33 protein-coding genes are annotated in these 22267 nt (G+C 61.5%); 30 read left to right on the forward strand and 3 right to left on the reverse strand.

Translation table 11 applies throughout. The features are described from left to right. Window positions 1–98: 98 nt before the first annotated feature. From D0T21_RS06815 to D0T21_RS06835, 5 genes are all read left to right on the forward strand, one after another. Window positions 99–1919 carry a glycoside hydrolase family 35 protein gene (locus D0T21_RS06815; protein WP_158567969.1) on the forward strand — a complete coding sequence of 607 codons (1821 nt, stop codon included), beginning with the start codon at window positions 99–101 and terminating at the stop codon, window positions 1917–1919. A 109-nt stretch (window positions 1920–2028) separates the two neighbouring features. Next, window positions 2029–2820: a hypothetical protein gene (locus tag D0T21_RS06820; protein ID WP_116989285.1), complete on the forward strand. Its 792-nt coding sequence runs from the start codon at window positions 2029–2031 to the stop codon at window positions 2818–2820. Further along, entirely contained in the window at window positions 2813–6355 is a 3543-nt protein-coding gene (locus tag D0T21_RS06825; RefSeq protein ID WP_147328033.1) for a hypothetical protein, read from the forward strand. The genes D0T21_RS06820 and D0T21_RS06825 overlap by 8 nt, the downstream gene beginning before the upstream one ends. Window positions 6356–6377: 22 nt before the next feature. After that, entirely contained in the window at window positions 6378–6749 is a 372-nt protein-coding gene (locus D0T21_RS06830) for a hypothetical protein (protein ID WP_116989287.1), read from the forward strand. Then, a complete protein-coding gene (locus D0T21_RS06835; protein WP_116989288.1) occupies window positions 6739–7041 on the forward strand; it encodes a hypothetical protein in 303 nt (100 codons plus the stop codon). Before D0T21_RS06830 ends, D0T21_RS06835 begins: the two co-directional genes overlap by 11 nt. Window positions 7042–7119: 78 nt before the next feature. Here the strand turns inward: D0T21_RS06835 and D0T21_RS06840 are convergent, their stop codons facing one another. Next, the gene (locus tag D0T21_RS06840; RefSeq protein WP_116994290.1) at window positions 7120–7434 is read right to left on the reverse strand and encodes a hypothetical protein; all 315 of its coding nucleotides are present in this window, start codon (window positions 7432–7434) and stop codon (window positions 7120–7122) included. A gap of 239 nt (window positions 7435–7673) precedes the next feature. Between D0T21_RS06840 and D0T21_RS32705 the strand changes: the two genes are divergently transcribed. The 23 genes from D0T21_RS32705 (at window position 7674) to D0T21_RS32715 (ending at window position 17925) form a co-directional block, all read left to right on the forward strand. Beyond that, entirely contained in the window at window positions 7674–7799 is a 126-nt protein-coding gene (locus D0T21_RS32705) for a hypothetical protein (RefSeq protein WP_301546321.1), read from the forward strand. A gap of 2 nt (window positions 7800–7801) precedes the next feature. After that, window positions 7802–7978 carry a hypothetical protein gene (locus D0T21_RS31995; RefSeq protein WP_158567970.1) on the forward strand — a complete coding sequence of 59 codons (177 nt, stop codon included), beginning with the start codon at window positions 7802–7804 and terminating at the stop codon, window positions 7976–7978. Between the two features lie 2 nt (window positions 7979–7980). Next, window positions 7981–8247 (forward strand): hypothetical protein, encoded by a 267-nt coding sequence (locus D0T21_RS06845; RefSeq protein WP_116994291.1) that lies wholly within the window; start codon window positions 7981–7983, stop codon window positions 8245–8247. Between the two features lies 1 nt (window position 8248). Then, window positions 8249–8539 carry a hypothetical protein gene (locus tag D0T21_RS06850; protein WP_116994292.1) on the forward strand — a complete coding sequence of 97 codons (291 nt, stop codon included), beginning with the start codon at window positions 8249–8251 and terminating at the stop codon, window positions 8537–8539. A 113-nt stretch (window positions 8540–8652) separates the two neighbouring features. Next, window positions 8653–10302 carry a replication endonuclease gene (locus D0T21_RS06855; protein WP_229211363.1) on the forward strand — a complete coding sequence of 550 codons (1650 nt, stop codon included), beginning with the start codon at window positions 8653–8655 and terminating at the stop codon, window positions 10300–10302. After that, window positions 10299–10469 carry a hypothetical protein gene (locus tag D0T21_RS32000; RefSeq protein WP_158567971.1) on the forward strand — a complete coding sequence of 57 codons (171 nt, stop codon included), beginning with the start codon at window positions 10299–10301 and terminating at the stop codon, window positions 10467–10469. The genes D0T21_RS06855 and D0T21_RS32000 overlap by 4 nt, the downstream gene beginning before the upstream one ends. Then, entirely contained in the window at window positions 10466–10777 is a 312-nt protein-coding gene (locus D0T21_RS06860; RefSeq protein ID WP_116994294.1) for a hypothetical protein, read from the forward strand. The genes D0T21_RS32000 and D0T21_RS06860 overlap by 4 nt, the downstream gene beginning before the upstream one ends. Before the next feature lie 55 nt (window positions 10778–10832). Beyond that, window positions 10833–11174, forward strand: a complete 342-nt coding sequence (locus tag D0T21_RS06865) for a hypothetical protein (RefSeq protein ID WP_116994295.1) — start codon at window positions 10833–10835, stop codon at window positions 11172–11174. Beyond that, window positions 11171–11599: a hypothetical protein gene (locus tag D0T21_RS06870; protein WP_116994296.1), complete on the forward strand. Its 429-nt coding sequence runs from the start codon at window positions 11171–11173 to the stop codon at window positions 11597–11599. Before D0T21_RS06865 ends, D0T21_RS06870 begins: the two co-directional genes overlap by 4 nt. After that, the gene (locus tag D0T21_RS06875) at window positions 11586–12296 is read left to right on the forward strand and encodes an ATP-binding protein (protein WP_229211364.1); all 711 of its coding nucleotides are present in this window, start codon (window positions 11586–11588) and stop codon (window positions 12294–12296) included. The genes D0T21_RS06870 and D0T21_RS06875 overlap by 14 nt, the downstream gene beginning before the upstream one ends. 80 nt (window positions 12297–12376) lie before the next feature. Beyond that, the gene (locus tag D0T21_RS32710; protein ID WP_301546322.1) at window positions 12377–12508 is read left to right on the forward strand and encodes a hypothetical protein; all 132 of its coding nucleotides are present in this window, start codon (window positions 12377–12379) and stop codon (window positions 12506–12508) included. Window positions 12509–12760: 252 nt separating this feature from the next. Beyond that, window positions 12761–13624, forward strand: coding sequence for a major capsid protein P2 (locus tag D0T21_RS06880; protein ID WP_116994297.1), 864 nt, complete (start codon window positions 12761–12763; stop codon window positions 13622–13624). Window positions 13625–13633: 9 nt separating this feature from the next. Continuing rightward, entirely contained in the window at window positions 13634–13912 is a 279-nt protein-coding gene (locus D0T21_RS06885; RefSeq protein ID WP_116994298.1) for a hypothetical protein, read from the forward strand. A gap of 77 nt (window positions 13913–13989) precedes the next feature. Beyond that, window positions 13990–14202, forward strand: a complete 213-nt coding sequence (locus D0T21_RS06890; protein WP_147328034.1) for a hypothetical protein — start codon at window positions 13990–13992, stop codon at window positions 14200–14202. Continuing rightward, complete coding sequence (locus D0T21_RS06895; RefSeq protein ID WP_116994300.1) at window positions 14199–14594, forward strand: hypothetical protein; 396 nt, start codon at window positions 14199–14201, stop codon at window positions 14592–14594. The genes D0T21_RS06890 and D0T21_RS06895 overlap by 4 nt, the downstream gene beginning before the upstream one ends. Beyond that, the gene (locus D0T21_RS06900; protein ID WP_116994301.1) at window positions 14591–15340 is read left to right on the forward strand and encodes a hypothetical protein; all 750 of its coding nucleotides are present in this window, start codon (window positions 14591–14593) and stop codon (window positions 15338–15340) included. The genes D0T21_RS06895 and D0T21_RS06900 overlap by 4 nt, the downstream gene beginning before the upstream one ends. Window positions 15341–15347: 7 nt before the next feature. After that, a complete protein-coding gene (locus D0T21_RS06905) occupies window positions 15348–16154 on the forward strand; it encodes a hypothetical protein (protein ID WP_116994302.1) in 807 nt (268 codons plus the stop codon). Beyond that, a complete protein-coding gene (locus tag D0T21_RS06910) occupies window positions 16154–16717 on the forward strand; it encodes a lytic transglycosylase domain-containing protein (RefSeq protein ID WP_116994303.1) in 564 nt (187 codons plus the stop codon). Before D0T21_RS06905 ends, D0T21_RS06910 begins: the two co-directional genes overlap by 1 nt. Further along, window positions 16714–17064 carry a hypothetical protein gene (locus D0T21_RS06915; RefSeq protein ID WP_116994304.1) on the forward strand — a complete coding sequence of 117 codons (351 nt, stop codon included), beginning with the start codon at window positions 16714–16716 and terminating at the stop codon, window positions 17062–17064. Before D0T21_RS06910 ends, D0T21_RS06915 begins: the two co-directional genes overlap by 4 nt. Next, window positions 17061–17375 (forward strand): hypothetical protein, encoded by a 315-nt coding sequence (locus D0T21_RS06920; RefSeq protein ID WP_147328035.1) that lies wholly within the window; start codon window positions 17061–17063, stop codon window positions 17373–17375. Before D0T21_RS06915 ends, D0T21_RS06920 begins: the two co-directional genes overlap by 4 nt. Continuing rightward, on the forward strand, window positions 17375–17605 hold the full coding sequence (locus D0T21_RS06925; protein ID WP_116994306.1) for a hypothetical protein: 231 nt from the start codon (window positions 17375–17377) through the stop codon (window positions 17603–17605). Before D0T21_RS06920 ends, D0T21_RS06925 begins: the two co-directional genes overlap by 1 nt. 30 nt (window positions 17606–17635) lie before the next feature. Further along, window positions 17636–17794, forward strand: a complete 159-nt coding sequence (locus D0T21_RS32005) for a hypothetical protein (RefSeq protein WP_158567972.1) — start codon at window positions 17636–17638, stop codon at window positions 17792–17794. Continuing rightward, window positions 17794–17925, forward strand: a complete 132-nt coding sequence (locus tag D0T21_RS32715; RefSeq protein ID WP_301546323.1) for a hypothetical protein — start codon at window positions 17794–17796, stop codon at window positions 17923–17925. Before D0T21_RS32005 ends, D0T21_RS32715 begins: the two co-directional genes overlap by 1 nt. A gap of 85 nt (window positions 17926–18010) precedes the next feature. On the opposite strand, the gene D0T21_RS06930 is transcribed toward D0T21_RS32715, so the two are convergent. Beyond that, entirely contained in the window at window positions 18011–18346 is a 336-nt protein-coding gene (locus D0T21_RS06930; protein ID WP_116994307.1) for a hypothetical protein, read from the reverse strand. A 268-nt stretch (window positions 18347–18614) separates the two neighbouring features. Between D0T21_RS06930 and D0T21_RS32010 the strand changes: the two genes are divergently transcribed. Together D0T21_RS32010 and D0T21_RS06935 are read left to right on the forward strand one after the other, a co-directional pair. Continuing rightward, complete coding sequence (locus D0T21_RS32010) at window positions 18615–19400, forward strand: hypothetical protein (protein ID WP_158567973.1); 786 nt, start codon at window positions 18615–18617, stop codon at window positions 19398–19400. Then, a complete protein-coding gene (locus D0T21_RS06935) occupies window positions 19393–19944 on the forward strand; it encodes a DUF4123 domain-containing protein (protein WP_158567974.1) in 552 nt (183 codons plus the stop codon). The genes D0T21_RS32010 and D0T21_RS06935 overlap by 8 nt, the downstream gene beginning before the upstream one ends. A 19-nt stretch (window positions 19945–19963) precedes the next feature. Here the strand turns inward: D0T21_RS06935 and D0T21_RS06940 are convergent, their stop codons facing one another. Then, complete coding sequence (locus D0T21_RS06940) at window positions 19964–22162, reverse strand: OsmC domain/YcaO domain-containing protein (RefSeq protein WP_116993919.1); 2199 nt, start codon at window positions 22160–22162, stop codon at window positions 19964–19966. Window positions 22163–22267 lie beyond the last annotated feature (105 nt).

Genomic DNA, 22267 nt, shown 5'->3' on the forward strand with positions numbered 1-22267 from the left:
TTTCAGAAAATATATTTCGCTATTGACGCAATTGCTTTCGTTATGGTCTTATGTTTACGTTTCAATCCTTTCGGGAGACTGCATTGCAATACAAAAACATGAAACGACTTGCCGCACTGGGCATCATGATGACGGCACTGGGCGCTCAGGCGGCCGCGCCACATTTTTCCGTGGCGGGAGATCACTTCGAGCTGGACGGCAAGCCCTACGTCATCCGCGCCGGGGAAATGCACTATGCCCGCATTCCCCGCGCATTCTGGCGCGAGCGCTTGCAGCAGGTGCGGGCCATGGGCCTCAATACTGTCACCACCTACGTTTTCTGGAATTTGCATGAACCCGAACCGGGCCACTTTGACTTCAGCGACAACCTGGACCTCGCCGCCTTCATCCGCACCGCGCGCGAGGTCGGCTTGAATGTGGTGCTGCGACCCGGCCCCTATGTCTGCGCCGAGCTGGACTTCGGCGGCTTTCCCGCCTGGCTGCTGCGCACGCCGGGCTTGCGGGTGCGCAGCATGGATCCGCGCTTCCTCGAAGCGACGGCGCGCTACTTCAAGCGCGTGCAACAGGAAGTGGCGCCGCTGCTGTCCACGCGCGGCGGCCCGATCCTGATGACGCAGGTGGAGAACGAGTACGGCTCCTACGGCGAAGACCACGCCTACATGGCCACCATCCAGAAACAGCTGATCGACGCCGGTTTCGATCTGCCACTGTTCACGTCGGATGGCCCCGACCCAACGCTGCTCGACCGCGGCACTTTGCCTGGCCTGACGCCAGTGGTCAATTTCAACGGCACGGTGGATGAGGTGAAGGACGCCTTCGCGCAGTTGGCCGCCTTCCGCCCGAACACGCCGCGCATGGCCGGAGAATACTGGGCCGGCTGGTTCGACCATTGGGGCGAGCGCCGCCATCAGGTCAGCCCCAAGCTGGCCGGCGACGCGGTGGACTGGATGCTGGGGCAGGGCATCTCCTTCAATCTGTACATGGCGCACGGCGGCACCAGCTTCGGCTGGCAGCCCGGCGCCAACGGCCACGGCACGACTTATCAGCCGGATACCACCAGCTACGATTACGACGCCGCCATCGACGAAGCTGGCCGGCCCACGCCCAAGTTCTACGCCATTCGCGCCGCGATAGAACGCCATCTGGCGCCTGGCGAACGTCTGCCGGACCTGCCCACGCAGACCGCCACCATCGCCGTACCGCGCTTCACATTGGACGAATCCGTGGCGCTGGTCGATGCGCTGCCCAAGCCGATTGCATCCCATCTGGCCCGCAATATGGAAGCGTATGGACAGGGCTACGGCCTCATCGTCTACCGCAAGCGCTTTGCCGAGGGTGCGTCCGGCAAGCTGGATCTGGGTGCGGTCCGCGACTACGCCCATGTGCTGGCGGACGGCGCCACCTTCGCCACGCTGGATCGCCGGCGCGACGAGCATGTGACGGAGCTTGAGCTTGCGGCGGGCAGCACGCTGGATGTGGTGGTCGAGAACATGGGCCGCGTCAATTTTGGTCCGATGTTGGCGGACGAGCGCAAGGGTCTGACGCGCTCCGTGTCGCTGGGCGACAAGCCGCTGCTGGACTGGGAAGTGTTCCCCATGCCGCTGGCCGATGTGTCCGGACTGCGCTTTGCGCGTGGTGCGCCGGCGAAGCGCGGCCCCACTTTCTGGCGCGGTCATTTCAGCACCAGCGCGAGCGGCAGCACCTTCCTCGACACGCGCGCGCTCGGCAAAGGCCACGTCTGGGTCAACGGCCACCACCTCGGGCGCTATTGGCGCATCGGTCCGCAACAAAGCCTGTTCCTGCCTGCACCGTGGCTACGCCAGGGGGACAACGAAATCGTCATTCTCGACATGGACGGCGCAGCGGAAGCGCCAAGCGTGCAGGGCTTGCGCGATCCGGTGTTCGCCACGCCGGGCTGATGCGCCGCCCGCCTGGTGCGGGCTGTTCGTCAGCCTGCCTTGGACAGTGGTCGTGGCGTGCCGCGCAACACCAATTGTGCCGTGGGAGCTTTGCTGCAATAATGGGCACATGACAACCACCGCCCCCTCCACCGGCACAACGTCCGATTTCGCGGCGTTGAACGGGGACGACAGTCCCGGCGTGGCGGCGGACAGGCGCGAGAATGGACCGTTGCGACAGTTCGTGCCCAGGACCGCCGACGAGCATCTGGAACCCGCCCGAGGCGATGGCGACCAGGTGGTGACCAGCGGGATGTGCCTGGGGTCGATCGCTGAGGCGACCGGCCACTTCTGGGAAACCCTTCAAGAGCTACCGGCGAACAAGGACGTGTTGCAGGGACACCGCGACGCGCACGTGTTGCGGGAAGGCGACCGGATCACCGTGCCTCCGCTCAAGGCAAAGGAAGAGGCTTGCGCGGTGAACCGGCGCCACCGCTTTCGCCGAAAGGGCGTGCCGGAGAAGCTGCGGCTGCGCATGGTCGACATTTCCGAGGTCATGGCGAATCAGCCGTACATCCTTGTGGTGAACGGGGAGCGCCGGGACGGGACGACCGACCCGGACGGATTGCTTGATGAGTGGATTGCGCCGGGCGCACAAAGCGCGACTCTGTACATCGGTGACGACACATACGAGCTACAGTTGGGCGCCCTGCAACCCGCGTCGACCTTGCCCGGGGCTATGGCGCACCTGCTGAACCTCGGCTACCTGTCCGAGGCAACCGAGGTGGAAGAGCAGATCCGCACGGCAATCGGCGCGTTCCAGGTGGACCGCTTCCTGGAGCCGACCTTTGCGCTGGACGAGACGACCGTCGCCGCGATCGAGGCGCAATACACACATTGGAGTGCGACAGCGAATGCCTAAAGTGAAAACGAAACGAGGGAGTTTGCGCGAGAGTCTCTCGCCAATGTGGCGCGGGTTGACGCAGGAGGAGGCGAGGGCGGCGCTGGAGAAGCGGTTTCTGGAGGGTTTAGAGAAGCAAGCGAGGCGCGCGCCGAAGACGGTGCGAGTACGCCGCGGCTTGAACGAGAACACACTTGCCAAGTCGCCCAGGTTTTACGGTTTTTTGCAGAACATCGAAGGCGCGCCCATGAACGAGCGCACGCTGCAGGACCCGCATTCGTACTGGTACTTGCAGTTTGAGTGCGTGAATGCAGATTGGGTGGACGCCCGGGTGGCCGAGATGCAGCGCGACAGGCGGTTTGAGTGGGTCATCCAATTCCTGCAGGGCAGAGCGTTCAACGACGCATGGGCTGCGTCGACGCACCCGGGCCGGTATGCGCTGTCCGCGGTACACCAGCAGTTTGCCGCGGACCTGGTAAAGATGAACCCTGAGGAAGGCATTTATGAGTGCCTGGTGGACCCGGGCTACCTGCGGCAGGCGAAGATCGATAGCCCCAAGGAAGCGCAATGGTTTGAGCTGATCTTGGTAGGACGTCCCGACGATCCGGACGAAGAAACGCATGGGTTCTTTTTCTTCGACGACGCGGCCGAGGACGGAACTGCACGACTCGCTCAGGCGCAGCTGGGATGGTTGCGGCGAATGACGCCGGGAACTCACGAGTTTCTAACAGCTATCAATTTTCCGAATTTCGAGCCGCCGGAAGCCGGCGACCCGGCCATTGAGGTGAACCTGGACGCGCCAGAGGAACCGCCCGAAGTGGACATGGAGGATGCGCAGCCCGGGAGCGGGATGTCAGAGATGTTCCAAGGGCCGTACGCAATCAAAAGCCTGGAAAACCGCGCCCCGTTTTGCCGGGCGTTGAAGGGCGCGTGGGACGGTGCGCGGGAATGGCTGCGGGAGAAGTCCTCGAGCCGGATACGGCTTTGGGAAGCGGTGCAGATGCAGCCACATGTGGGTGTGGTGCGGGAGTGGCTCGCCGCCGCAACCGCGGAGCTGCGATCACTGACGGCTGGGCTGCAGCCGTACGGAGCAGCCGCGGGGCCGGGCGGCCTGCGGCTGCCGGTAGCGGACCGGCGCGAAAGGTGTGCCGCGCCGCTGGCCTACGGCGGACACCCGGGGCCGAACACTATGGCTGCCGCAGGCGGCCACCGGCCGTTTGTAGGCGTGGTAAACGTAGGGCAGGGCGGCCTGAACATGATTTCGGGCAGCGATGGCCGGATAGTAGCGTATTTCGATTTCGGATGGACCATTAATAACGCCTTTGCCCCGACCGTTTTGGGCGTTGAAACGCTGCCGGATCTATGTTTCTGCGACCGTCCGACGATCATCATCTCTTCGATGGACTCTGACCATGTGAACATGATTTCCAAGATGCCCGACAGCCGGGGCTTGCGCTGGATTCTGCCGCAGGAGCTGTCTTCAACACGCGCCACCAAGCGCATTGCGAAGATCACTGCGGCGGGAGGTATTGCATACCTGTTTCCACGAGGAGGGGCGCGGCGGCATCTGCGGTTCCCCTGGGGCTTTGTGGAGCGCTGTAACGGCGACGCATCGAACCGCGGTGGCCTGGCGGCGTTTGTCTGCGTGGAGGACGGCGGCATGGTCGGCGCAGCCGCGCCCGGCGCCGCAATCGCGGCAAGCGGCAGCATTTCGGCGGTGTGCAATCGTGGCCGCGCGGCGGTGGCTGCTGTAGCCGCGCTGCCAGCCCCCGTGCTCAATGCGGTGCAGATCGCAGTACTCAATGCAGTATGTGCCGCCCTTGGCCTGTGCAGGCATGCCAACACCATGAACCCGCTCGGCAATCTGTTTGCAGCTGCGGTGCGCGCTGCGGTAGTGCATGCGGTGGCGAACCCGTTGGCCGGCCAGGTCGCACTGACAGGCATGCTTGCACTGGCCCCGTTCAACATCTTGGCGGCGGCGCCGCGAGCCGCAACGCGCATAGCAACTGGGCACGCCATACACAACGCCGTGAATGCGGTTGCCGTAGCAGGTGTTGTTTCCCTGGCGAGGGCGCGGTCGAACGCGGCCGCCGCAGCATTTGACGCCCTGCGCGCCGCGGGAGTCGAACCAGCGGAATGGGAGGCGCTGGTGTGGACGGCGCAACACCCCGCGTGGGGAGCCGGAACCGCGCCGCAGCTGTTGGCGGGAGTTCCTCCCTACCACGCGAACGAGCGGTTTGTGATGCTTTGCGGCGATGCGTTCTGCTGGGACGTACCCTCGCTAAACGACATCCCGCCGCCGGCCGTGGTGGGAATGCAGGCCGGCCATCACGGGTCGATCCAGAGCGACGGCGGCTACCTGACGACCGACGCCATGCCGTGGGCACCGGGCAGTCCGCACAGCGCTGCGGCACAGGCGGCCGCCGGAGCCGCGGACGTGGTGAACCAGGCGGCATTGGCGGGGAACTCGCTGAACCCGGGGACGCCGGTCGGAACCTTAACGGCGCTGGCCGCTCCGGCAGTGACAGCGGTGGTGAATGGACTGCTGGACACCTATGGGGTTGCCGCCCACGCCATGCAGCTGGACGCGAACCAAGGCCTGCGCATGCGGGCGGCATTTACGGCAGCGGCGGCGGTCATCTCTCACACAGCGCTCGCAAGCTACCGGCGTCGAGGCGCCGGGGCCATTCTCGCAGGATGGGCGCATCCCGATGCGTGCAACCCGGGATCGTTTCTGCAGGCCGTTACGGTGCCGCTGGGACACGACGCGGCGATTACTGCGGCGGAACTGGCTGCGACAGGGTTGCTGCACGAGAATAGCTGCGTGCACGCGCAAGCCATTCTGAGCGGCTTGCCTGCGGTGGTAGCGGACAACATCGCCGAGGCGACTGCCACAGCAGCGAGCCTGATGGATCCTGGCAGGTTCGACGACACGCTGTGCGTGACTACGGTGACCAACTGCCTGACGCGCCGGCATGCCGCTGACGCGCCGGTCGACCCGGGCCAGCATGCGGCTGCGATCTTGGCCGGTTTCACCGGATATCCGGCGACGCGGGCGGACACGCTACGGCTTGCAGCACTGCACACGGCAGCAGGGGTGGTGGCGCACCACTTGAACGTTTCTGCTGAGATCATAGTGGCGGCGATGGAACCCATGAACACCCGAGCCGCTGCCGTAGCCGGAGCCCTGGCGGCTGCGGCGGGCGGCGGCGCGGTCAACTTAGGCCAGATAGCGTACTCGTACGGGGTGACGCGAGTCGCGCCTTATAAGCATGGGTATGCATCGACCAGTGCGCAGTTCGGACGGGTCGGACATGCGCATCCGGCAGCCGTGCGCCTGTATGAATCGCACGGATGGCGACACCGCTTCAACACCTCCCAGAATGCACACCTGAATGCGGTGCAGGGAGACCCCGCGAGTCCGCGTGGCAACGTGGCTTTGTGTTGGGATGCCGCCAACCACACGCGTTACGCTGGACACTACACCGGCGCGCCCGGCGCGACGCATATACGCGCCTGTCCAACGTGCAACAAGCAGATGACTTTTAACTATTGAGCGACAGAGCGGGGAACCGGCAATGTTCACTGTACGAAAAGACCAGATGATAGTGTTGGAGGCAATGGCGCTCGAGAATTTCATGGTGCGGTTGCGGACGCAGCTTGCGGGTACGGAGGACGGCGCTGCGACGGCCGGAAGGGCGAACGCCGACGCGCTGTTGCAGGAAGTGCAAGCGGGCGTGGCGCTGGCGCGGTCGTTTCACCTGAAAACAGAACGCGATGTGGCGGCACTGGTCACAATGCTGAAGAACCATTTGGGAAGTTGCGCCCCCGATCTTCCTCGGCCGGCGCTGTCGATCCTGACTACCTGGGGCGTGGCGCCGGAAGATAAGCTGCGACGTTTTGCGGAGTGGGCCAGCAGGCAGCCAAGGGTGGTGGCAGATGGCCAATGAGTTTAGCGACAAGCGGGTGGGTTCGGCGGTGCAGGAATGTCCGCTGCAGAAGCAGCCGGCGGCGCCCACCCACTGGATCGAGCTGGAGCTGCTGGGTGACGATGATTCGCCGATCCCGCATGCGGCGTATGAGGTGCGCATGCCGGACGGCAGCGTGGCCAAGGGCTTCCTGGACGACACGGGATTCATCCGTATCCAAAAGATTGCCGGGGAGGGAGCGTGCCTGGTGCTGTTCCCAGAACTGGACGCGGAGGCCTGGTCCACGATCGACGTTGTCGATGCGCGGGGCTGAAAAGAGCGACGGAAGCGACGGCTCATATTTTACATAATATAAATTATTAAGATCGTATAGCTAAAAAATTAACTGTTGCTACCAGACAGGGGAGAAGCCCTTGCCCGTTTTAGCGTGTGGCAACAGTGACAGAAAACCCTTATAGATTTCTTGCCAAATAGACTGCTCAGCAGGGGTCTTTGCGCGTGCGCGGTGCATGTCCAGCATCACCAATCCGGGATGCACTCCCAGAATTTCAGCCAGCCGGGTAGCCACGTCATCGTCCATCTGACCGCCACGGGCGCGGTAGCCTGCGATGGTCGATGCGCGCAAATTCAGCTTCTTGGCAAGGGCGTAGTCGCTCTCTATGCCTAGCTTCGCCTTGGCGGCGTCCAGATATTCCAGTGTGTTCATCTAAGCTCTCCTAGGGCTAGCCCCGCCTAGGCGTAGGCGGAGTAAACGGAATGTACATCACAACCCGTGAGGTATCAAGGGTCGCGACCTTTGATCGATCACTATCCTTGACATAGTTCACGACCCTCGATATATTCCGTCTTGTCGGGCGGAAACCACATCGCTCCCTAGGCAAATACCGTAGGCATACGGGTCCGCCCGACGTTTTTGCCTCAGGGAACAGACCTAGGGAGTCCGCCGTGCAAGTTACACAATCTTACAAAGAAAACCACGAATTCCGCGAAAACATGATCGCCGCCATCATCAGCGTCGCGCTGATCGCCTGCGGCCCGGTCCTGTCCGCCCTCGGCCTGCTCCGGGGCTGATCGTGGACGACGCGACCAAAAATGCCATCTGGTGGGCGATCCTGCGCGACATCAACCGCCTGAATGAGGAAATAGCCAACCTGCGCGCCGCCGACTGCAACGCCCACGCCGACAAGCTGGATTTGATCGTGCAGCGCTTGGTGGTCGCCCAGCCGCAATTCGTCGGCGGCGGATTCTGACCATGCGCCAGCCCGAAGACAACCTGACCGGCGAACTGCCGGGCATCAAAGCGCCACATGTGACGAAAAAGCGGGGCCGTCCACGCCTCCACGAAAACGCCGCCGCCCGCCAGCAAGCCTACCGCGACCGCCAAGGCGTCAAGCCGCTGACCGTGCTGCTGCCCGCTGAACTCCACGCCAAGTTCGAAGCGTGGCTTAAGTTCAAAGACCTGAAGAAAAGCGACGTGATCGAAAAGCTGATCAGCACGCAACTCCTGAGAAAGCGCTGACATGAAAAATGCCGCCCTGATGACGCCCTCGGCAGTCGCCGCCATGGTCAAGGCCGAAGACCGCGAAATGGAACGCGCCGCCTTCTGGCTGCTCGTGCCGCCTCCGGCCCGCGTCGTGGCGATGATGGTCGCCCGCCTGCCGCGTGATCGCGCCAATGAGCCGCTGACCGCCTTCAGCAAGGGGGAGAGGCACATGATCGCCATGGCGCTGACCATGCTGGAATCGCACATCGGCATGGCCCTGCGCTGCATGCGCGACGACGAGCCGGCCACCAAGGCACAGCTGCACTGATGCCAGTTATCCAGCAAGAGAACGGACGTAGAAGCGTCAAGGGACTGCCTCAAAGCTGGGGCGTCCGCGCCTACCGCGAACTGTCGGCGGCACAGGCCGGTGTAATCGGCCCCATGCCTGAGCGCTACAAGACGCTGGCCGCCATGCTGGACGGCCTCACGGACTCCGAGATTCCCCTCGACGCCACCGACGCACAAATCTGCATGCTGGCCGAGCGCTGGGCGAACGACTGCGCCAGCAATGCCGCCACGATCCACGATGCGACAACCCTGCGCCAGCGCATGGAATTTATCTGCGGCGTGCGCGGCATCGAACCGCCAGGCGAAGAGGACGACCAGCAGGTGATACGCCGCTGCACCGATCCGGCTTGGTGGCGTCGCAACCTGCGCAAGGTCTTCAATCGAAAGTTTGAACACGCCGCAATCCGGCTGGGCCGCGTGTCTGGTAGCGCCGGGGCGTACGTCAGTAACGAGACAGTGCAAAAGCGCATTTCGCAAAACCGGCGCAACCGCAAGGCGCTGGCCGCTGTCACGATGGAAAACGAAAACGGCCAGCGCTACCAGCTTGACGACTTGGCAGACAAGGGCATGGGCAACAAGAAGTTGCGCAAGGGCGAACTGATGCTGCGCTTCGCCGGGTGCGACGCCATCGCAAAAGAGCGCGCCGACGTGGGTTTGTTCGTCACGCTCACATGCCCGTCGAAGTTTCACGCGATCCTGTCGAAGTCGGACACGATCAACCCGAACTATCAGGGGGCGACGCCCCGTGATGCGCAGGACCACCTGACCGACGTGTGGGCGAGGACGCGGGCGCAAAACGACCGTGACGGAATTCAGCCTTATGGCCTGCGCGTGGTGGAGCCGCATCACGACGGCTGCGCGCACTGGCACATGGTCATGTTTATGGCGCCGGAACACGTCGAACAATTCACGAAGAATTTGAAGCGCCACGCGTTGGCCGTGGACGGTGATGAGCCGGGCGCTCACGCGCACCGCGTCGCAACTGAAGCCATCGACCCGGCCAAGGGTTCGGCCACGGGCTACCTCGCCAAGTACCTCAGCAAGAATTTCGATGATGAACACGTAGGGGAACACGTGGACGAGGACGGCACGATATCGAAGCCGAAGAGGGTAGGGCGCGAAGTGGTAACGCCTGCCCAGCGCGTAGAGGCGTGGGCCGCTGTGTGGGGCATCCGCCAGTTCCAGTTCGTGGGAACGCCTCCGGTGACGCCGTGGCGTGAAACACGCCGTATAGAGGCCGACAAGATCGCGGATGCCCCGGACCACGTCAAGGCCGCATGGCTGGCATGCCAGCGCGAAACGACGACGGACGAACACGGGGAGGTGGTCGTGACCAAGCCAGCCGACTATGCCGTCTACATACGGGCTCAAGGCGGCGTTTTGCAGGGTAGGGACTACCGCATACACGTGGCGGAACGTCTGAAGGCCGTAGAGGGCCGCTACGGCCTCGTGGATCGCCATGTACCGACCGGAATCTACTGCGCCAGCGCTCCGCACGTCCAGTACGCCAGCACTCGCTACGAGTGGCGGCGTGTGGGGTTGGCCGTTGGGGTTGGTCTTCGGGGTCCTTGGAGTCCTGTAAATAACTGTACGGCGGACGATGCGCCGTTCTGGGAGGCGGCGGCAGCGTACAGCGCGGAAGTGCCGCCATTTGACGATTCGGAGTGGTTCGGCTCCTTCGATTTCGACTGTTTCGACAAATTCGGGGACTACAACCCCGATCTATTCACACAAAGGGAATGACGATGCTCAAAAAAATGCTGGCGGCCATGGCTGCTATGAGCATGGTGCAGAAGGCGTACACGCCGCCTGCACTGAAAGAGGCTTTGCTGGACTTCGGCGCGGAGTTAGACCGCCTGCGCGACGAATTAACCGATCTGCGGTCAAAAATGGAAGAGGGAAAACAATGAACGAACGCTTGAAATGGCTGCTGGCAAAACTGACCGGGTGGGAGGACAACTACCGCATCCCGGACGCGCTGATGGCGGAATTCCGCGAGGTCCGCACCGAAGTGGCCGACATGGTGAAAACCACGGAGGTGGTGGCCGACGCGCCAGCGGCCCCGGCTTCCGACCCGGCCACCGCACCGGGTGCTGGCCAAGACCCAGCGCCAGCGGCGGCGACGCCGGACGACATGGCGCTGGCCGACCGCGTGACGGCGCTGGAACACATGGTTGAAGCGCTGGTCGCTCCGCATCTGGGCGACGCCGCCGCGTAACACAAAGCGCGCCGCCTCGACGCGGCGCGCATCCAAAACAGTAGGGAGAAAATACATGGCTTCGAAAACACTGGGGCGCGTCGTTTGCCCGATAGGCTGCGGCCACACTGCGGCACAGGTCAAGCTGAAAACCGACAAGGAAGCGGGCAAGACGGCCTACCCGTATGTGCATTGCGCGGGCTGCGGTATCCAGCTGCACACGCGGGGCGACGAACAAGCGGCCCATCTGCTGGGTATGACACGCCCTGAGGGCGCGCCGACCACGCCAGCGGGAGACCCGTTGCCGGTCATACCGCTGCCGGTCCCGATGACGCTGCCAGCGCCGCCGCCAGTACCGCCAGCGCCGAAGAAACAGGCCAAGGTGTTTGATGGCCTGCTGTTCGGGAGCGCGCCATGACAGAACAGGAAGCGCAGGCGCTCATAAACGCCGGGGGCGGCATCGACGCGGGCGAGGCGGCGCACGCCGAAGCGGCGGCAACGGGCATGCTCGACGGTCGCGGCCAGATCGTCGCGGAAGACCCGAACGCCAAGGCGATGGAATGGTTCCTCGTGCCGAAGACCGTAGCGTGGGCGATCACCACGATCTACCCGGAGGTGGCCGAACACTACACGGACGCCAAGTGTCTGGAACTGGCGGCGGCGATTGTCCCGGTCGCTGAGAAATACGGGCTGAACGGCATGGGGGCGTCGCCGGAGCTGATGCTGGTGATCGGCTGCATCGGCTTCGGGGCTCCGGCCTTCATTGCCCACAAGGCCCGCAAGAAAGCGGAAGAGGAAGCGGCAGCGAAGAAAGAAGCGGAGGGCGGCAATGGCGGTCGATAACGATGCCATGATCTGGGCCGTCATGGGCCAGTCGGGAACAGGGAAGGGGCTGTGGGTCAAGTCGGAACTGAAGCGCCTCAAGCCGCGCCGCATCCTGATCCTTGATCCCCAGGACGAGTACGGCGCATTCGCCACGCCTGTCACCAGCGCCAAGGCGATGGCGCAGGCCGTCACGGCGGCGGGCGACAACGGCTCGTTCAAGGTCCGGTATGTGTTCCCGAAGTCCTGCACCGCGGAACACTTCGCCCGCATCTTTGACCTTGCATGTCAACTGGCCTACGGCATGCGCAACTGCGTGTTCCTCGTTGAGGAACTTTCGAACTTCACGACGGCAAGCTGGGGGCCACCGCTGTGGCGGCGCATGTGCAACTCCGGTCGCCATGAGGGCGTGCACGTCATCGGCTGCTCCCAGTTCCCGGCGCAGGTGGACAAGTCGTTCATGTCCAATGCCACGATGGTGCACTGTGGTTGGCTGGGCGAGGAGCCGCACCGCAAGGCCATCGCCACGAAGATGAACATCAGCCCGGACGCCATCAACCAGCTTGAGGACTTGCACTACATCGAATGGCACCGCAAGGGCCGCAGGCTGCTGCGCGGCGATATCACCATCACCGGGCGGATACGCGAAGAACAAATCGCCACAAATGACGTAATGCCGTCGCAAAAGCGCAGCAGAAAAGCCACGGCCACCGCCTGATTTTCTGCCTAGGGATATGCGTATGCCTACAGACGGCGGCGCACCTAGTTTTCGTGGCGTCGGGCCGGTAAATTGGCTACATGAAATATCTGCCGACTCCCGAAAAAATCAGCCAAGAAACGCTTGCCACACTGGCGGCAATCATCATTTCGGCGCTGGTCATTTCCCGAATCCCGGCATTGAAAAAACTCGTCCGAGATTCGAACACTTAACCCGTAAAGGCTGAAATGAACGCATACGTAAAACAGGCGCTGTTCGTGCTGGCGGTGGTAGCCGTCGCCAAGTTCGTCAACAACAAAATGCCGAACAACCCGCTCGACCCCTTCCTGCCGAGCTAAGTCATGGACGACCTGAAAACAGCGGTGAAAACCGCCGTCATGACACTGGCCGTTATCTGGGCGCTGAATCAGGTACAGGCCACCCGCAACCTCGTGCAGACCGCACTCGCTTAATCGGAAAATCACATGCTGAACAAACCACTCCTGCAAGCCGTGGGCGTCGCTCCGGGCTCCATCGCCACCATCCGCATCCCTGCGGAGGACTTCACGCTGGTAGGCATCAAGCTGTCCCTGTCCGGCACCACTTTCGACAAGACCAAGATTGACCGCGTCCGCGTCAAGGTCGGCCCGAAAGTCATCTGGGACGTGCTGTACAACCAGATCAACGCGGTGAACAACTACAAGAACGGCCAGGACAACTTGAAGTACCTGCTGCTGGACTTCACCGAGCGCGATCAGGCCGTGTTCCCCATCAAGGAAGTCGGCGGCATCGACCTGATGGCGATGCTGCCCATCGGCGAAGTGTTCATCGAAATCTACGTCAACGCGGGTGCAGTGGCCCCGGCCATCGCGGCCACCGGCTATTTCGAACAGTCCCAGAAAAACCCGTGGGTGCTGAAGTACCTGCCGTACAGCTTCACCCAGTCGGCGGCGGGCAAGTTCACCTTGCCGCTGAACCTGCGCGGCGCGCTGTTGAAACGCCTGTGGCTGTTCTATAACGGCACCAACTTCACCGCCACCACGAACGGCAACATCAACCGTCTGGAATGCAAGAAAAACGGTCTGGTGTTCTTCGATCAAACCGATCTGGACAACCGTTTCGACCAAGGCCAGTTTAAGAAAGTGCCGCAGGCGAACACCTTCGTCGCGGACTTCTTGGTGGACAACAACCACGACGCGCACATCAAGACCCTGCGCGCCGTCGATCAAGGCGGCGGCAACGTGGTGCAAATCTACGACGCCTTCGAATTCAACGCCTATCTGGGCGACGTGGGCGGCGCAACGGTGAACGTCATCGCGGAAGTGCTGGACACGCCGACCAATCTGTAAGGGGCGGACATGAGCCAATACTCGGTTTCCGCGCTGTACGGCGACGACGCGAACACGTCGGAGATTCCCGCCGACATGATGAACCAGTTCGCCGCGTCCGGTGCGACGGACTGGAACGCGATCCTCGCCAATGGCATTCGTGGCGCGGCGCAGGCCGGTATCGCGGCATCCGTCAATGAGAAATTCAACGACGGCCAGCTGGTGCGCCCGCCTGTCGCCAACACCGCCACCAACAAGAACACCACCATGCTGCTGATGGTGGGGCTGGCCTACTTGGTACTGCGCTGATGGCTGGCATGCCACCACTGTCGTTTTCCGCTGGCGGCGGCGGGCCTTCGGGCTCGTCATCGAACGCGGGCGTCGAAGTGCCGATTGCGAACCCGTTCAACTTCGATCATTCGGGCTGGGTCGTCAACAACCGCAGCGACGGCAACAGCACGACGGCCACCGGCAACAAGGATGCGAACCAGACATCGCAGACCGGCCGGACGGCGGGCCTGCTGGACGGCCTTGGCCTGAGCCAGCCCATGCTGATCGCTGGTGCTGCCGTGGTCGCCTACGTCCTGCTGAAGCGATGATCAGCGCCGCCCAGTGCGCGCCGGCAGAGGTCATTCATCTGCTGGCCGCGATCAAGTCGCCAAAGACGGACAGTGAAGACCTGTTCCGCCTGGACAGCCTGATTGCGCAGGGGGCGACGTTCAAGATCATGGACGAGGGTGGGGCGGTCGTCGCGGCCTACGTTCTGGGCGCGTATGGCTCGTTGCTGTGGGTGCTGGCGGCGGCAGGCAAGGCGAAATTCGACCTGACCGCCGCCATCCTGAACCTGCTGGAACAGCAGGGCGCTGGGTTCGATGCCGTTGGGTTCAGGACCGAGCGCGGCGGGCTGGTGCGCAAAGCATTGCGGCACGGCTACCACGTCACGAAGAAGGAAAACCGTGCCTACTTTTTGAGAAAGAATTTACGCCCATGAGCATCTTCAAATTTTGGAAGGCGCTGTTCTGGTTCGCCATCGCGCCGATGTACTTCGGTGGCGACTCGGAAAGCGACTCAAGCACGTCCACCACAAACCACGTCACGAACAACGCCACCAGCGTCGATAAGCGGAATGTGGCGTCGGAACAGGCCGTGGCGCTATCCGGCGACAACAACGTCGTGGACCGGTCGCAGACCAGCAACACGTCGTTTGTGGACAGCAGCAACCGTTCGACCACCAGTCTCACGTCGTTCCTCGACAGCAGCACAAAAGACAGTTCGACGCACTTTTCGGACAGCAGCACGAAAGATAGTTCGACGCATTTTTCGGACAGTAGCGTGCGCAACACGGACAACTCCACCCAGTTCACGGACAACAGCAATCGTTCGGTGAGTTACAGCAGCACGGACTTCGGCAGCGTGGCGGCGGCGCTTGGTGGCATGACCACGCTGGGAAACAGCGCCTTTGCCTTCGGCGGCAGCGCAGTGAATGGCTCTGTGGACGCGCTGAAACAAATCTCTGCAGACAACCAGAAGTCCGTCGCCGCCGCCTTCAACATGGCGTCGCTGAGCGGCGCGAATTCTATGAAGTCGAGCGCGGACGTGCTGGGCTTCGCCAGCTCGGCCATCACCAAGACCGCAGACGCATTTGCCGCCGCGAAGGATGGTGGCGAGTCGAAAAACATCATGTACGCGCTGGTGGCGATTGCCGTCGTCGGCGTGGCCTTCGCATTCAAGACCTGAGGAACACATGCAAAGCTACGATTTCAAACTGGACCCTGTCGTATTGCGTACCCGCACGATCTTCAACGATGCGGATCTGTTCGTGTACGAGTCGGGCGCGACCACGCCGATCAACGGCGAGACCCGCATTCTGGTAACGCCGGAAAACGGTTCGCAGATCGTATTGCGGCCCGGCCAGCGCTTCCGCATCACCAAACAGGTGAACGCCTGGACGATCCAGCCATACGACCCTGCCGCGACGCTGACCGGCAGCATCATCATCGGCTCAGGTGAGTTTGACGACGCCAACACGCTGAACAAGGTCACGCTGGACGCCACTTTCGCGAACACCGTGACGGTCACGAATAGCCTAGCCGCGCCTGTCAATGTGGCGCTGAACCCCGCCACGCTGCTCAAGCTGGATACCTCTACGCCGCTCAACATTGCAGGGACGACTGTGCAATATACCAACTCATTTATTGACGCCACCATCGTTGCGGCAACCGCCACGCAAATTTTTTCGGCTGCACAGAACCCAAACGGTGCGTATATCGAATTTGCGGAGATTGCCATATCTACCCAAAGTGCGAACAGTGCCTGCGTGGTCACGTTGTTGGCGAAGGCTACGGCGCCAGCCAGTGGGACGGACGGCGATGCGGTCATGCTGGGCGTTTGTGGCGGCGGTGGCGGCGGCGGCATATCCGCGCAGAATCTGAATCAGATGCTGGGGCAACGAATCAAGATCGCGGCGGGTAAGGGCCTGTATCTGAATCAGCAAGTAAGCGCGAGTGCGGTAGACCGGTGTGTGAAGACCGTCTTATTCACGCTCCTGTAATGAAGCAAAGCACGATCATCGCCGCCGCTGTCGTCGCCGCCGTAGTGATCTACGCCGCAACACGGCCTGACGGCACGACGGCGGGCGACGACGACTCAAATATTATTCTCGATGGAATCGAAGACATGAACAGCATTGTAAGCGGGTGGCCGACAGGCTCCGGCCCGTATCAGGACACGATCAACGACGCCGCCGACCAGTTCGGCGTGCCTGCGCCGATCCTCGCATGGCTGCTGTGGAAGGAAAGCCGGTACAGCGACGCCATCATCACCGGGGCCAAGCGGTCCCGTGTCGGCGCGCTGGGAATCGCCCAGTTCATGCCAGCGACGGCGGCGCAAGAACTCGGCAGCATCGACGCGGCGCTGGACCCGGACACCGCCATTCCCGGCGCGGCGCGCTACCTCGCCAAGCTGTACCGCTCGGCGGGCTCGTGGGCCGGTGCGCTGGCCGCGTACAACTGGGGCATCGGTAACGTGACCCGCAAGGGCATCGACGCCGCGCCGCCTGAAACGGTCGACTACTTCACAACCATTTTGGCGAAAGCCGGGGGCAACTACGCATGAGCCAGGACAACCACAACACCTTGCTGCTCGTCGGCATTGCCGTCGGCGCGTACATGCTGATGAAACGCCCTGCATATGGCACGCCCGGCTACGCCAGCACCGCGCCACGCTCCGTTCCGGGCAACGTCGGCACGGGGGTAGCGCAAATTGCCTCCGGCGCGCTGGTGGGCTTCCTGCAAGGTATTTCGAAGAACCCGAATAACAGCGGCACCGGCTACGTGCAGCCTCGCTTGCCGCTGCCGGACAACGGCGCGATTCAGGACTCGGCGGATAGCTGGGGCACGGACATGGGCAGTAACGACTGGCCGAACCTGCCGGACGACTACAGCACGTCGCTGTTTGCATGATGGCGTCCGTCGTTAAATCCGAACTGGTGCTGGCGGCGCTGGGCGTCGTGGCCGTGGTGCTGGTGATGAAAAACATCGGCAGCATCGCGCAGACGGCCGCAACGGCAACCGTCGATGCCGTGAAGGATGCTGCAACCGGTGTCGTGCTGGGCGCGGGTGACGCCCTCGGCGTGCCGCGCACGGACGAGACCGAGTGCGAGAAGGCGATGCGCGAGGGCCGGACGTGGGATGCGAGCTTTGCATGCCCGGCCAGCACGTTTATCGATTACACGATCCACGGGTACATAGACCCGGCCAACAAGGGGCTGTGATGGCAATGAAGAACAACGAGTTGTACATGCTGGTGGCGCTGGCCTTGGCCGGGGTCTACCTGCTGATGAAACCGAAGGGCGCGAACGCTTCCACGACCACGCCCGGCGCGAAAGAAATTAACGTCAATGGTGACGCTAATGGCTGGCGGTATTTCGATGACGGCACCGCCATCGACCCGTACGGCACCTACTACAAAAACGGCGTCCAAATTTGGAACCCGATGATGTGAACCGGCGAAAGCCAAAACTAAGGGGAAGTGATGAAACGACTGAAAGAAGCGAGTACGTGGGCGGGCTTCGCCGCCATCCTGCAAGCGGCCAAGATGTTTGTGCCGCCGCAGTACCATATCCTGCTGGACGGCGCTACGGCCATCGCTGGCACCGTGGCGGGCATCGTGCCAGAAAAGGGCGTGCAGTAATGGGCGCGATGGACTTCGTGCAGATGCTGCTGGGGAGCGGTGTGCTGGTACAGGGCTGGGCGGCTGCGCGCTGGGTTGGCCGGATGGAATCCCGCGTGCAGGCGCTGGAAGCCAAGGCGGGTGCGGTATGAAGCGCCGCACGCCGCCGCGCCGGAAAGACGGCACGTTCCGCAAGCGTAAAAAGAAGTAACCAGACCCGGCCAAGCGCCGGGTTTTTTACATGATCGCCTGGAGTGCAAGCCGGGCGTGATATGGCGGCGGGCGGCGGGCCGTGATGGCGTCGAAGGTGCGCGCCAGCTTCGCCGCACGCACCTTGCCAGCCACGTCGTAGCGCTGCACGTAGAGCGCATAGCCGCGCTCATTGGTGTGCACCGGGGACACGGACGCCACCCAGTCGTAGAGGTCATCATCGGTGACGGGTACTTCACCGAACAGGTCGACGGCAGGCTGGTGCAGTTGGTAGGAGTGGTAATCCGCTGGCGGCGGCGGGGATTTTGGCTTACGGCGGGTTCGTGTTGTCATGTTGATATAATGCATGAACAGCGGAAACATCTAAACCAAGAGAAGCCGGTGATTGTTGCTCAGTAATCCACGGTTTCAGGGGCTTGACATAATACGTTGCAGGGCGGGGGAATTTTGAAGAAAACGAGGATAACGCTTTGATTTACAACAGTTTTAGCTATTTGACATAATATAAATTATGCGAAATTGTGAATCGGCCAGCGGTACCAAGCGGCTCTCCTCAGCGCTCTAAAGTAAAATTAAAATTCCTCGTTTTTGCACGACAATGATTTTAGGATATGATTAACAATGAACTAAGTTGCTCGAATCGATTTCAGTGTCGGGATTTCACCTTATGCAGCATCCGCTTGCCAGCCTCTGGCGCCACCCGACACGCGTGTTGTTCTACCAATCCCCGGGGCTACCCGAGCACACGGCTTTCGGCCCAGGCGGATGGAGCCGGTCACAGGCGATAAGCACCCGGCGCCGCTTCACTTCGGCCGGCGACGCTTTCGACTATTTGCGCTATTGGATGGGAGAGCCAGGTGCGCGCTCCGAACTCAAGTCGATTCTGCAACGCTCTGGCCCATCGTTGGCCGGCGCCCATTCGGGCGTGGACGGATGGCAGCACGCACTTGCGCGGCGTATGGCCACAGGCGCTGTGGTGGTGGTAGAAGAACACAGCCGGCTTGGTGCTCCTGGAAGGCTGGTCGGTCCATCGTCCGCCGGCGCGACCGATGCCGCTGTGGACGCCCTGCCGCTGCTCAGCGATATGTCGTCCCCAATTCCATCACCTGTGCAGGAACCGACGGCGACCGCGGTAACAACAGAGGCCAGTACTACGTCTCCAATCACGGAGTCGGAAGAGTCGGCATCTGCCGCTGACCAGATTGCGCAGGCGGAAGTTCTCGAGGAGGCCGCCAAGGATGGGACGCCATTTTGCGAAATCTGCGAAGCAGCACGCCAGGCTGCCGAGCAGTCGTCGGAATCCCCCGCCAATCAGATCGCGCAGGCTGAAACGTTGGAGCAGGCTGCGCGCAATGGAACGCCATTCTGCGAGATATGCGAGAAAATGCGAGCAACTCAGGAGTCATCAAATGAATGAGGCCACACTACAAAATACGCTTTGGGCGGATGACACCGAACTGGGAGACTGGCACGTGCACTGGCTACTCGATGGCGCACGCGATCCCGACATTGCGAACCTTGTCCGCTCCAGCGGCTTGGAGCATACCTGCTTGTTTTCGGGGCAGCTGCACCCTCGGCTACAGGCTGCAGCGCCCTATCTCGTGCATTTGCCGCTAGGCTCACCGGCGACCACCGAACTGTTGAAACGCGGCTGGGGTAAAGCATGGGGAATCTTCACCATTGCCAAGGCCGACATCACGCTAGCCGAACAGCGCCTTCATCTAAAGAAATTCCTGCGCGTTCAGACAGAAGACGGGAAACTGCTTGCCTTTCGCTATTACGACCCACGTGTACTCAATACCTATCTCCCCACGTGCACAAGCGAAGAGTTTCGTGATTTTCTTGGTCCGTTAGCCCGGTTCATCGCAGAAAGTGACGGAGGCAACAAGGCGCTGGAATTCACGCTGCATGACGATGCAATGCGCATCCAGGAACACCCTGTCGTACGCGAATCTCTTTGATTCGCGTACGACGGCTATCCTATGCGGCCTGCGCCTTGGCGCGCGCTACGTGCAGCTTTTTGTAGCTGTCGATCAGGCGCTGGTGCCGGTCGAGCCCTTCCAGTTTCATGCTGGTCGGCGTCAAGCCGAAGAAGCGCACGCTGCCATCCACTGAGCCGATCACCGCGTCCATGCGTGCATCGCCAAACATCCGGCGGAAATTGACTACGTAATCGTCCAGTTCCATGTCGTCATCCAGGACCACCTCCAGCACCGCATTCAAGGCCTGGTAGAACAATCCGCGATCGAGCGTGTTGTCGTTGTACTGCAGGAAGGCTTCCACCAACTCTTGCGCTGCTTCAAAGTCCTGCAGTACGAGTTGTATCAACAGCTTCAGCTCCAGCACCGTCAATTGGCCCCAGACCGTGTTCTCGTCAAACTCGATGCCGATCAGGGTGGCGATATCGGAGTACTCATCCAGCTCGCTGTTCTCCAAACGCTCAATCAGCGCTTCCAGGCTTGCATCATCCAGGCGATGCAAGTTCAGGATGTCGGAGCGGAACGACAGTGCCTTGTTGGTGTTATCCCAGATCAAATCTTCCACTGGATAGACTTCCGAATAGCCCGGCACCAGGATGCGGCAGGCAGCGGCGCCCAACTGGTCGTACACCGCTACGTACACTTCTTTACCCATGCCTTCGAGGATGCCGAACAGCGTCGCGGCTTCCTCGGCATTGGAGTTCTCACCGTGGCCGGAGAAATCCCATTCGACAAATTCGTAGTCAGCCTTGGCGCTGAAGAAGCGCCAAGAGACGATGCCGCTGGAATCGATGAAGTGCTCAACAAAATTGTTTGGCTCAGTGACGGCGTTGCTGACGAAGGTAGGCCGTGGCAAATCATTCAGGCCTTCAAAACTGCGGCCCTGCAGCAATTCCGTCAGACTGCGTTCCAGCGCCACTTCCAGGCTTGGGTGTGCGCCGAACGAGGCGAACACGCCGCCGGTGCGCGGATTCATCAAGGTCACGCACATTACCGGATACTCGCCGCCCAGCGACGCATCCTTTACCAGCACCGGGAAGCCCTGCTCTTCCAGCCCTTTGATGCCGGCCAGAATGCCAGGATATTTCGCCAACACTTCCTGCGGCACGTCCGGCAGTGCGATCTCGCCTTCCAGAATTTCGCGTTTGACCGCCCTCTCGAAAATCTCCGACAAGCACTGCACTTGGGCTTCGACCAGCGTATTGCCGGCGCTCATGCCGTTGCTGACGAAGAGGTTTTCTACCAGGTTGGACGGGAAATACACCACCTCGCCATCCGACTGCCGCACATACGGCAGCGAGCAGATGCCGCGCGCCACATTGCCGGAATTAGTGTCGTACAGATGCGAGCCACGCAGCTCGCCATCCGGATTGTAGATTTCCAGGCAGTACTCATCCAGAATTTCAGCAGGCAGTGCATCTTTGCGGCCCGGCTTGAACCAGCGCTCGTTCGGATAATGCACAAACGGCGCCTCGGCGATGTCTTCGCCCCAGAACGTACCGGCGTAGAAGTGATTGTTGCTCAGTCGTTCGATATATTCGCCCAGGGCGGACGCCAACGCGCTTTCCTTGGTCGCGCCCTTGCCGTTGGTGAAACACATTGGCGAGTGCGCATCGCGGATATGCAGCGACCACACATTGGGAACGATATTGCGCCATGAAGCGATTTCAATCTTGATGCCCAGTCCAGCCAGCAGACCGGACATATTGGCGATGGTCTGCTCCAACGGCAGATCCTTGCCGGCAATATAGGTGCTCGCTTCCGAAGCCGGATTCAGCATCAGCAAGGCCTGGGCGTCGGCGTCCAGGTTCTCCACCGATTCAATCACAAATTCGGGTCCTGCCTGGACCACTTTCTTCACCGTGCAACGGTCGATCGAACGCAAGATGCCTTCGCGGTCCTTGTCGGAGATATCGCTCGGCAACTCAACCTGGATCTTGAAGATCTGCTGGTAGCGGTTTTCTGGATCAACAATATTGTTCTGCGACAGGCGGATATTGTCGGTAGGGATATTGCGTGTCGAGCAGTACAACTTCACAAAATAAGCGGCGCACAAGGCCGACGAGGCCAGAAAATAGTCAAACGGACCAGGCGCCGAGCCATCGCCCTTGTAGCGGATGGGCTGGTCGGCGATGACCGTGAAATCATCGAATTTAGCTTCAAGACGCAGCTTATCGAGAAAGTTGACCTTAATTTCCATGGGTAAATTCCAATTTTTGCACAAAATAATCCGCCATTATCCGCCCTTCTCGCTTTGCAGCAAAGGCCGTTGACTGGGACGTGAACCTCGGCAAGATTGCATCAA

This window comes from Duganella sp. BJB476 (genome assembly GCF_003416895.1).
GTDB lineage: Bacteria > Pseudomonadota > Gammaproteobacteria > Burkholderiales > Burkholderiaceae_D > Rugamonas.